This window comes from Ralstonia sp. SET104 (genome assembly GCF_003851545.1).
Taxonomy (GTDB): domain Bacteria; phylum Pseudomonadota; class Gammaproteobacteria; order Burkholderiales; family Burkholderiaceae; genus Ralstonia.
Genome location: NZ_BHVX01000003.1, coordinates 234,095 through 245,716 on the forward strand (window position 1 = coordinate 234,095; position 11,622 = coordinate 245,716).

Sequence of the window (11,622 nt, forward strand, 5' to 3'; positions counted from 1 at the left end):
TTTCATTTGCTGAGTTCGGGAGCGGGTTCACAGTCGCACTGCCAGTTGCTGGGTAACTCGGGTCGGTGATTGTCGCCATCTTGAGCGGTATCCCTTAGCCGTAAGCCGTAACTTTTCTAGCGCCAAGTGCCCCACCATTTGGCGGGCCGACGTTCGTTCTCCCGTCAGTCTTCTCGCCAAAAGCGTCCCAGGTGAAATCCGTCCTGCGCTGATAGTCAAACTGCCACATCGGTTTCTGCTCCCCTACGCATTCACCCAGGAACATAGCCACGCTATTCGGTCCTTCGTCGCTGTGCTGCCGGGGGAAGTGAAATCCCTGGTTGTGCATTGCGAGAGTGGCTACTCCCGGTCATGTGCCGTTGCTCTCGCGCTGCATCGGCTCTATGGCTATCACGCGGAGCTAAAGCACTTGGTTCAGGCGAACCCTTCAATCGTTCGGGTAATGCTGGGTGAAGTCTTGAATGGTTGCAAGTCGAAGGGGAATTTCCGGAGGATGCCTGGTAGGTGAGTCACAAGCGTTAACAATTAAAATAATTGAAAATCAGACTTTAGATTCACGATTATTAATGTTTGTTGCGGTTGTGGTGAAGCCACAATCGCAGTGCTAATCGCGCCGAAAATCCGGGCTTCGTAAAATATCAAGCCCGGATTTTTCATGAACACGAAGTGCTACCGAACCGTTTTCAATGCCGCACGCGGCATGCTGGTTGCCGTGGAGGAATCGGCGCGGAGCACAGGCAAGGGCCGCCGCACCGGAAGCCGAGCAGGCCGCAGAGCATCTGCCTTCGCGCTGACCGCCACGGTGGCACTGACTGCGTCGGGCTTGGGTGCCCAATCACTGACGCCAGACCGTGGCGCCCCCGGCCCGCATCCGGTCGTCGGCGTCGCTGCCAACGGCACCCCGGTCGTTAACATCAACGCACCTTCAGCCGCCGGTGTCAGCTCAAATTCGTTCACGAACTACAACGTCGGTCCGGGTGGCGTTGTCCTCAATAACTCCGGTCAGAACTCGCAAACGCAGATTGCCGGCTGGGTGCAGGGCAACCCGTTTCTCGGCAACAACTCGGCGCGCGTCATCCTGAACCAGGTCACCAGCGGCAACCCGTCTGTGCTGGCTGGCCCAACGGAAATCGCCGGACGCCAGGCCAACCTCATCGTCGCCAACCCGGCGGGAATTACCTGCGCGGGCTGTTCGTTCATTCAAGCGCCTCGCGTAACGCTGACCACCGGCACGCCGAATTTCGATGCACTGGGCAATATCTCCACCCTGTCGGTGCAGCAGGGGCAAATCACCGTCAACGGCGCGGGCCTGGATGCGCATGGTGCGCAGCTCGACTTGCTCTCTCGTGCGATGGCCGTCAATGGCCAGGTGTGGGCGGAGCACATCAACGCGGTGGCGGGCGCCAACAGTATCGACTACGGCAGCGTCACGCCGACCGCCATTGCGGGCATCGGCGCCGCACCGCAAGTCGCCATCGACGTCGGCCAACTCGGCAGCATGTACGGCGGCGGTGCAACGCGCTTGATTGGTACCGAAGCCGGTCTGGGCGTCAATATCGGCGGCAACCTGGCCGCGCTGACGGGCAGCCTGAGCCTGGCCGCCAATGGCGACGTCAACATCACGCCAACCGGTCGCGTGCAGAGCGCTGCGGATGCCAGCATTAGCGCGCCGAGCGTCAACAACCAAGGCGCCATCACGGGCGGCGGCAACGTCGCCGTCGCTGGGAACACGAACAACAGCGGCACCTTGGTCGCTGGCGCAAACGCTACCGTAACGGGCGCGCAGATTGCCAACACCGGCACCATCGGCGCAGGCGTTGATGGCAACGGCAATCTGACGCAAGCCGGCAGCGTTGTCCTGAATGCTTTGGATGCGGTGCGCAACAGCGGTAACGTGCTGGCGAGTCAGTCCATCGGTGTTGCAGCAGGTCGCATCGATACGAGCAGCGGCAACATGTCCGCCCAAGGCGGGGTGACGTTGTCCGCCACAGGCGATGTTTCGACGCGCGGTGCAACGCTCTCGGGCAACGGCTTGGCAGTTCAAGCGGGCGGCACGCTGGACAACTCGGCCGGCAAGTTGTCGTCGAGCGGTAGTACGCACGTCAATGCGCAGCGCGTCGTCAATCAAGGCGGCTTGCTCGCCTCCAATGGCGACACCACCATCACTACCGGTTCGCTGGACAACACCTCGGGCGAACTGGGCTCCAGTGGCGGCAACCTCACCGTCAACAGCGCAGGCGACATCGCTAACGCGAATGGCAAGCTGATAGCTGCGCAGGATGCGAACGTTTCTGGCGCGAGCTTGGGCAACCAGGCGGGCACCGTATCCGCAAGCAACCTGTCGCTCAACACGGGCACCGGGGCGCTGAACAACACCAGCGGCACGATTTCCGCCACCGGCACAGCCAACGTTACGGCCTGCACTCTGGTCAACCGACAAGGCACACTGGCCGGTGCAGGCAATGTCACCGCCAACGTGGCGAGCCTGGACAACACCGCTGGTGTGCTGGGTTCCAGCGCGGGCGCGTTGAACATCAACAGTGCCGGCGACGTCGCCAATGCAGGCGGCAAGCTGCTCGCCGCACAGGATGTGTCCATTGCTGCCGCGAGCTTGGGCAACCAAGGTGGCACGGTGTCCGGCAAGAACGTTGCCTTGAACACCAGCACCGGCGCGCTCGACAACACTGATGGCACCGTATCGGCCAGCGGCACACTGGGGCTGACGGCGGGCACGTTGACCAACACGCGCGGCAAGGTGGCGGGCCAAGCCGTCAGCATCGATGCCGGCACACTGACGAACGACCACGGCATCGTCTCCTCAGCGACGACGCTGGACGCCCATGCCAAATCGCTCATCAACGACAACGGTCAGCTCGTAGCCGACGGTGCATTGACCGTCACCGCAGATACGCTGACCAACGCTGGCGGCCAAATCGCCTCCAACAGCGATGTGACGGTGACCGGCACGACAGTCGACAACTCCGGCGGCCTGATGCACGCCGGCGGCACGCTTGCTGTCTCCGGCACCAACGTGCTCAACCAGAACACCAAGACCGACACCACCGGCATGGAAGGCGCCAACGTGGTGCTGACCGCCACGAAGGGGTTCGACAACGCCGCAGGCGCCGTCCGCTCGGACAACAGCACGCAAATCACGGCGTCCACCCTCAATAACACGCAGGGCTCTATCCAATCGGCAGGCACGGTCGGCATCAATGCGGCGACGGCGCTCACTAATACTCAGGGCAACCTCAACGGCACCAAGAGCGTGGGCGTTGCAGCGGGCCAGATGAGCGGCGATGGCACGGTGCAATCGCAAGGCAGCGTCGCGCTGAACCTGCAATCGGACTACACCAGCACCGGCACGCTGGCCGCCGGGCAAGACGTATCCGTCACGACCACCGGCGACGTCACCAACTCGGGCACGATGTCCGCCGGCCGCAATCTGGCGGTGTCGGCCAACAACATCACCAACACGCAAAGCGGCGAACTGGTGGGTGTGGCATCGAACACGCTGACTGCAAAGGGTACGCTGTCAAACGATGGCCTCATCGACGGCGGCGCCACTGTCGTCAATGCAGAGGATGTCGTCAACATCGGCCGCCTCTATGGCGACACCGTGGCCATTGGCGCGAACACGCTCACCAACACCGTCAATGCCGATGGCGTGGCCGGCGTCATCGCCAGCCGTGGCGACATGGACTTGGGCGTGCAGACGCTGAACAACCAGGAGCACGCACTCATCTACTCGGCGGGCGACATGCGCATCGGCGGCGCGCTGGATGCAAGCAATCGCGCGACCGGCTCCGCGCAGAACATCGTCAACGGCTCGGCCACCATCAACGCCGATGGCAACCTGACGATTGACGCCGCGCAAATCAACAACCAGAACAACCACTTCGAGACCGTCGACCAGACCACGCCTGGCGAGCACGTTGTCTCGTATCGCCTGAACGGTTCCACGCAGGATATTGACCCGACCACGGTCAGGTTCATGCAGAAAGGTCGGGGTGGCAACGCGGACGGCACGGATTGGCAGTGGCTGGGCGATTCACGTTTGGGTGTCATGGTGCTGCCGTCCACGCAGTATCCGTTCGAGCGTTATGGCCCGCCGTTCGATTACGCCATCGGCGGTGTCCAGCCCACCAGCGCTTATGTGCCGGAAACCCCATGCTGGCAGGACAGTTGCACCGAGCCGACCAACCCGGAGCAGTTCCTCTACAAAACCACGGACGCCATCTGGGGCGTGTTCGGCATCACAGCGCCGCAAGAAATTGGCAAGCAGCCCGACCGCGCGAGCTATCCGTGGACAGCGGCTGGCAATGCCCAATACCAAGCCGACCTGAAGGCTTGGCAGCAACGCCACGATGATGCTGTCACGCAGTATCAAGCATTGAATACCGCCATCAACGCGTTCAACGTCAACCTGCGCAGCCGTCAGGTAGACACCTTCACCATCTACGACGGCACACAGGAAATCACCCGCACCGTGGTCACGAAGAGCGACCCAGGCCTCATCACGTCCGGCGGCAACATGACGCTCAATGCCGGCGTGGTGAACAACGTTGCCAGCCAAATCGTGGCCGGCGGCGACCTCACGGGCAGCAACATCATCGGCACGCGCCCCAATAATGTGGGCATGACGGGCACCGAAACCGTGACCACCTCGGGAACGGCCCTCTACACCTACATCAATGAGGGGGGCTGGACCACGCCCGACCGCCGGGATTACGACTCCAGCGCCTGGCAAGGCCAGACCATCCAGACCAATTACCAACTGGATGTCAGCCCCACCAACGGCACGGGCCCCGGCAGCTTGAACCCCATCAAGTCGGTCCCCGTATCCGCTCAGGCAGGCCAAGGCAATGGCACCGGTGCGGCCGTGTCGGCACCCGGTACGCCCACCACCATCACCCTGCCAGGCGGCACGGTCATCCGCACCGTGGTGCCCAACCTCACGTTGCCCAACAACGCGCTTTACCGCGTGATTGGCGACCCGGGCAGCCACGTGCTGGTGGAAACCGACCCGCGCTTCGCGAACTACCGTAGCTGGCTGTCGAGCGACTTCATGCTCGAGCAGTTCCGCAATGACCCGAACGCCACACTCAAGCGCATGGGCGATGGCTTCTACGAGCAGCAACTGATTCAGCAGCAGATTCTGCGTGCCACCGGTCAGCGTTTCATCGGCGACTACACCAGCAACGAAGACGAGTACAAGGCGCTGCTGGCCAATGGTGTCGATGCAGGCAAGGCCTTCGGCCTAAACGTCGGCACCGCGCTGACCGAAGCCCAGATGGCGCAACTCACCAGCGACATCGTTTGGATGGTCAAGCAGACCGTCACGCTAGCCGATGGCACCAGGCAAGACGTGCTCGTGCCGCAGGTCTACCTGCGCGCCAAGGACACCGCCATCACGGGCGGCGGCACGCTCATGGCGGGCAACAATGTCAGCTTCAACGCCAAGGGCGACGCCACCAACAGCGGCACCATCGCCAGCCGCAAGGTGACGGTCGTCACGGCTGACAACATCACCAACACCGGCACGCTGGCGGGCAGTACGTTGCTCGCGCAGGCCACGCAAGACCTCAACAACCTCGGCGGCCACATCCAGGGCGACCAGGTGTTGCTGGCCGCCGGCCGCGACGTCAACCTGACCAGCACCACCGTTAACACCAACAACGCCACCACCTCGGGCACCAACATCAACCAAGTGGCGAGCGTCGATGCGGGCGCGCTGTCGATTCAGGCCGGCCGCGACGCCAACCTGACAGCCGCCGCCATCAACACCGCAGGCGACGCCGTTATCGTGGCGGACCGCGATGTCAATCTGAACGCCGTGCGCCAGTCGAATGAAGAATACGTAGCTTGGGGTGACAAGAACCGCTCGGACCGCTCCGCCTACGCTGACGCCGGCACTCAAATCCAGACCGGTGGCAACCTTGCCATCGGCGCCGGGCAGGACGTGAACGCAACGGCCGCCTACGCCAACACCAATGGCGGCATCCAGGTAGCCGCAGGCCGCGACGTGAACCTCAACGCCGGCCAAAGCCACCAGGACGTGCGCGACGAGCACTACCAAGCCGGAAAGGGCCTTCTCTCGTCCAAGACCACGCACACCATCGACTCGGCAGGCCAGACGAATGCAGTCGGCACCACGCTGTCTGGTGACACCGTCACCGTCGCAGCGGGCCGAGACCTGACAGCCAAGGCCGCCACGATTGTCGGCACCGGCGATGTGAATCTGGCTGCCGGCAACAATCTGACCGTCACGACGGCGGACACGGCCACCAATGAGTCGCACTTCAAGGACGTCAAGAAGAGCGGCCTGGGCAGCGCAGGCGCGGGCATCTCGTACGGCACCAACCAAACGACGGACACGTCCAACGACGCCGTGCGGGGCTCGCAAGGCAGCCTCATCGGCAGCACGGATGGCAGCGTGCACATGCAAGCTGGCAAGGACTTGCGCATCACCGGCTCCGACGTCGTGGCCGCGCAGAACGTCACGGGCATCGCCCAAAACGTGACCATTGAGGCCTCGACCACCGACCGCCACCACGACGAGACGCACGAGACCAAGAGCTCGGGCTTCACGCTGGCGGTGAAGTCGCCCGTCATCGACGCCATCCAGAACGTGCAGCAGCAGGCCGAGGCCGCAGGCAACAGCCAGAACGGCCGCGCCGCTGCCTTGCACGCCATGGCCGCCGTGGATGGAATTGGCGGCGTGCTGGGTGCCGCAGGTGGCGCAGCCGATGCGCTGGCTAGCGGCCAAAAGCCCGAAGCCAAGATTGAACTGAGCTGGGGCTCGCAGTCGAGCAAGAGCACCTTTACCGAAGACGGCACGCAGCACAACGGCAGCACCATCAAGGCCGGTGGCACCGCCGCGTTTGTAGCCACGGGTGATGGCACACCGGGCAGCGGCAATCTCAACATCGTGGGTTCTGATGTCAACGCCAAGAACGTGCTGCTGCAAGCCAACAACCAGGTCAACCTGACGGGCAGCACCGACACCGACAGCACGCGCAGCACCAACGAATCCAAGAGCGCGAGCGTGGGCGTGTCATATGGCACGGGCGGCTTCGGTGTGTCGGCGTCGATGTCCAAGGCGCACGGCGATGCGAACTCGGACGCGCAAACGCAGAACAACACGCACATCAACGCCAGCGACACCGTCACCATCGTGAGCGGTGGCGACACCAACATCGTCGGCGCCAATGTCAACGCCAACCGGGTGCTGGCCGACATCGGCGGCAACCTGAACATCGCCAGCACGCAAGACACCAGCAAGAGCACCGCGCACCAGGAAAGCACGGGCGGCGGCTTCAGCATCAGCCAAGGAGGCGGCAGTGCCAGCTTCAGCCACAGCAGCGGTAGCGCCAGCGGCAGCTACGCGGGCGTGAACGAGCAATCCGGCATCCAGGCCGGCGACGGTGGCTTCGACATCACCGTCAAGGGCAATACGGACCTCAAGGGCGCGTACATCGCTAGCACCGCCACACCCGACAAGAATCAACTGACTACCGGCACGCTCACATTCTCGGACTTGCAAAACCACTCCGACTACGACGCCAAGTCCAGCGGCTTCAGTGCGGGCGCGTCCATCGGCAACGGCGGCAACAACTACAAGAAGGCTGGCGAAGGCCCCGTCTCGAACACCGGAGGCGGTGCGCCGATGCTGAGCCAGCACGACAGCGGCAGTGACAGCGCCACCACACGCAGCGCCGTCTCCGAAGGCACCATCACGCTGACGGACAAGGCCAACCAGAAGCAAGACCTGGCTGACCTGAGCCGCGATACTGGCAACACAAACGGCACCGTCAGCAAGACGCCGGACCTGCAGAACCTGCTGAACAACCAGGCTGACATGATGTCGGCGGCTCAGGCGGCGAGCGCGGCGGTTGCCCGCAACATTGGCACGTACGCCGATGCCAAGATGCGCGAAGCAGCGGCGGCCGGTGACGACGCAGGCGTGGAAGCATGGAGGGAAGGCGGCGCCAACCGTGCCGCCATGCAAGCGGCAGGTGCAGCGATTGTGGGCGGTCTGGGTGGCGGCAGCGCGTTGGCCTCGGCTGCGGGTGCCGGTGCGACGTCGCTGGCGGCGGGTAAGCTCAATGACTTGGCCAGTAGCATCCAAGACTCGAGCCCGACCGGCAACAAGAACGTCGACGAGGCGCTGGGCAACATTGTTTCCAACGCGTTGGCGACGACAATCGGAGGTGCGGTTGGTGGGAATGCTGGAGCGGTTGCAGGCTACAACGTGGACCGGTTCAATCGGCAGTTGCACCCGGATGAGCAGAAATGGATTAAGGACAACGCCGGTCGCTTTGCGAAGCAACAGGGCATCAGCGAGCAAGAGGCTGAACGGCGGTTGGCCCAGCAAGGTTTCCGGCAGGTGCAGAACGGGGTCGGAGGAGCGGAAGATTCGGCGGCTCGCGCTTTCTTGGGCGAGGCGCACGCAATGTTGGCGCCAGACCCGTCATGCGCATCCTGCGGTCTTAGCTACATGTTCCACCCTACGGAAGACCAGAAAGCTAATGCCGACATGTATGCCAACTATTTGCCACAAGACCGGCAGAACTGGTTCTACGCGAAGAATGGTCTGTCGCAGCCGACAGCTCAAGAACTGGCTGCAGGAAATAATGGGGACGCTGCTGCTCGCCAACAGGCCCAAAACCAAACGATTAATGCTGCGGCTGGAGCGGGCCTCATAGCGATGGCACCCGCCCTCGCTGGGGTTGGGACGGCGACCGCGCAACTTCGCATGCTTAACCCGTCGGCATGTGTTATCGCAAGTGGCACAGGAGGGGCACTCTCTGGTGCCGCTGATGCTGCTGGTCAGCAATACTTGAACAAGACGATTCGACCGGGGGAAGTCGCATTTGCGGTATTGAATGGAGCTCTGACAACGCCGTTGGGTATGAACACAGGGCTGCTTGGTAATGCCGTACTTGGTGGACTAGGCTCGGCAGCAAACGCGGCTTTCCAAAACTGGGCGTATGGGGACAATAACAGTGTCGGAGGTGCGGCTTTGGTGGGCCAAGCATTCGGTGCTGGTGGCGCGAAAGCGGGTGCAGTGGGACAGAGCTATGCTGCAGGTTTCTTCCCAAGGTATACGTCGGGCTTGCCAGCACTACTTCAGCGACCGAACGCTACAGCCCCTCTCATTGGCGTCGGAACCGGTGCCTTTGTGCAAGGTGGAGGCTCCTTTGTACCCTCTACTCCCCCTCAGTCGCCATCAAGATGAAAAAGATTCTCGAGTTCACGAAAGCGGTTTTTTCACCGTGGCTGCTGTTGTTGGCGGCGCTCTTTCTGAGGACTATCGGTATCGGGATTGATGACCGGCATCTGATGATGGTGTTGTACGCCTGTGTATTTTGGTCTTGCCTACTGGTGCTAATTTTCCTTGTTTTGAAGATTGCCAACCGAAATAAGAGGTAGCGGCCATTACCAATAAGCGTTTGCAAGACATTACTGATAAAAGCGTCAGATTTGACGCCTGGAAAGTTGCTGTAGGCGATTTATGTTTTTGTAAAAATGAAAAAATCAAAGCTCACATTCTGCTTGTTCTTTGTTTTCTGGGGTGTTGCGATATTTCAATCTTTCTTCGCACCATTTTTCAGTAGGGAGTTTGGATTCAATTTCATTGAGTTGCTTTCCTCAATGCTATTTGGTGCCATGTTCGGGGCGCTTGCGAATTTCATCTACGGCAAAATTCTGGCGCCTGTCATGACCGTTGGAAAATGGCGTCTTGATTTTCGGCGTTGGATATTGCCATTCCTGATGTGTGCTTTTGTCCCATTTTTTGCAAGCTTCGTTATCGGTGCTCTCCTCTCCCGCAACCCGGCCGGCCCCGTCTTCCTGATGCTGGCTAACATGTTCCTGACGCCGCTGACATTTGCCTTCCTAGCCGCCAGGCTAAAGGAGTTCCGCATCGAGCATGTTTGCTTCTCCGCTTTGCTTCTGTGGTTTATCGCCTTTCCGATAACCCTCGCAAATGGACAACCACTTGCGTTCTGGATGGGCTCATATCTGTCGTCCGCCCCGCTTGCGATGGGCGGCTATTTGATTGCGCAGGGTTATGCCGCAGTTCGTGCTGGTCTTGTGTCGGCGTAAGACATCAGGATGAAATTTTCACAGCGCTCCTTGGCGAGCATGGCCATTCCCGGTCTAGCCATCATCGCCCTCTCCGGCTGCGGCTGGTTCATCTTCGGCAAGTACGAAGCCCCAGCCCTGCCGACCGAGCAGGTCACGCGCGTCACGTTCCAGAATGACTACGGCTCGACCGCCCATTTGCTGATTGCAGAGAAGCCCGGCAACTGCGAACCCGCCAACAAGCGCATCGGTTGGCAGCCGAACGGGATGATGCCGTACCGGGAAGCTGCCACGTTCGAAGTGCCACGCGGCGAGCCCGTCCACATCGACATCTACGACCAGGCGGAAAACGGTGCGGCGTGGTGGCACTGCTTCGTGCCCAGCGTCTACACCTTCGACCGCGCGGAGGTCACGCTGCGCTTCACGCGTGTGCCGCGCGGCTGCAAGGTGGAAGTGACCGACGCATCCGGCGAGCCGCTCGCGCAAAAAGTGGAGCGGTACGAGCATCGGGCCTGCCACCCCGTGCCGCAGCCTATGTCCAGCCGCAGCAACTGAGGCGCCTGGAGCCTGTGCGCCAGCTCGATTGGCGCACACCAGCAACGTTGTATTCCAACGCATCGGCGTTTTGCTCGACGTACCGGGCTGGCGCCGAGCGAGCACCTGTTACTTAAAAGGATTGAACATGCAAAACAAACTTCGCACCTATCTGCTGGCTATCGCCGCAGCAGCCATGACCGTCGCCTGTGGTGGCGGTGGTGGTGACAACAGCAGCGCTGCCAACACAGGCGGTAGTGGCAGCAGCGACGAAGCAGCCGCGCAAGTCGGCACGACAGCAGACGCAGCGTGCTTCGCACTCCCGGCCACGGGCAAAACTGCAAACGTAACAGCGACGTCCACGGTGCCCGTCGAAGTCGACATCGTCTCGCTCAGCGGCGCAGGCGCGCAAACGTTGGAGGGCCAAGCATACCCCGCACTGGATGTGCGCAACCGCATCGACCAAATCACTGGGAGCGACCAACACCACATGCTCTATATGCTGGCGGGGGCACCGTTCCTGCCGGCGGGCGCCAAGACGTACGCCGATACCGACCCCGAGCATCGCTACGCTTACACCTACACGCGCATGACGCTGGAGCAATTGCGCGATGCTGTGCTATCCCATCAGGCGAGCGTCTCGTTTAATGAACTTGCGTATTCCAATGTGAAGCCTGTCGTTCCCGCCCTGGCTGACTTCCAGCTCAACACGCCAGTCACACTATTGATGCTGGAGAAGCGCGCGCAGGGCACGGACTCTCTGCCGTCGACATTCATGGCCCCCTACGTCAACGAACTGACCGTCACCTACGCTGGCCGCGAAGACGTGACGGTGGGCAGCACGGTTTACACCAAGGCCTGCAAGATGGACGTCAGCCTGCGTCGCACGGATTACAGCTTTGGGGATGGAACACCGTTCAGCATTGGCAAACCTGTCAACGGTTCCGCCTGATTTGCGCCGGGCGTCGGCCTCGTAAAAGCCTCCGTGCCGGTGATTAG

The 11,622-nt window shown here is 61.6% G+C and carries 4 protein-coding genes; all 4 read left to right on the forward strand.

Annotation, left to right across the window (positions count from 1 at the left end; genetic code table 11):
• Nucleotides 1-655: 655 nt before the first annotated feature.
• The 4 genes from PSUB009319_RS05730 to PSUB009319_RS05745 all read left to right on the forward strand — a co-directional run bounded on the left by PSUB009319_RS05730 (nucleotide 656) and on the right by PSUB009319_RS05745 (nucleotide 11,575).
• On the forward strand, nucleotides 656-9,241 hold the full coding sequence (locus tag PSUB009319_RS05730; RefSeq protein WP_260392884.1) for a hemagglutinin repeat-containing protein: 8,586 nt from the start codon (nucleotides 656-658) through the stop codon (nucleotides 9,239-9,241).
• Between the two features lie 290 nt (nucleotides 9,242-9,531).
• The gene (locus PSUB009319_RS05735; RefSeq protein WP_124381277.1) at nucleotides 9,532-10,110 is read left to right on the forward strand and encodes a hypothetical protein; all 579 of its coding nucleotides are present in this window, start codon (nucleotides 9,532-9,534) and stop codon (nucleotides 10,108-10,110) included.
• A 39-nt stretch (nucleotides 10,111-10,149) separates the two neighbouring features.
• The gene (locus PSUB009319_RS05740; RefSeq protein WP_124381390.1) at nucleotides 10,150-10,644 is read left to right on the forward strand and encodes a hypothetical protein; all 495 of its coding nucleotides are present in this window, start codon (nucleotides 10,150-10,152) and stop codon (nucleotides 10,642-10,644) included.
• A gap of 127 nt (nucleotides 10,645-10,771) precedes the next feature.
• Complete coding sequence (locus PSUB009319_RS05745) at nucleotides 10,772-11,575, forward strand: hypothetical protein (protein WP_124381278.1); 804 nt, start codon at nucleotides 10,772-10,774, stop codon at nucleotides 11,573-11,575.
• The last annotated feature ends 47 nt before the right edge of the window (nucleotides 11,576-11,622 follow it).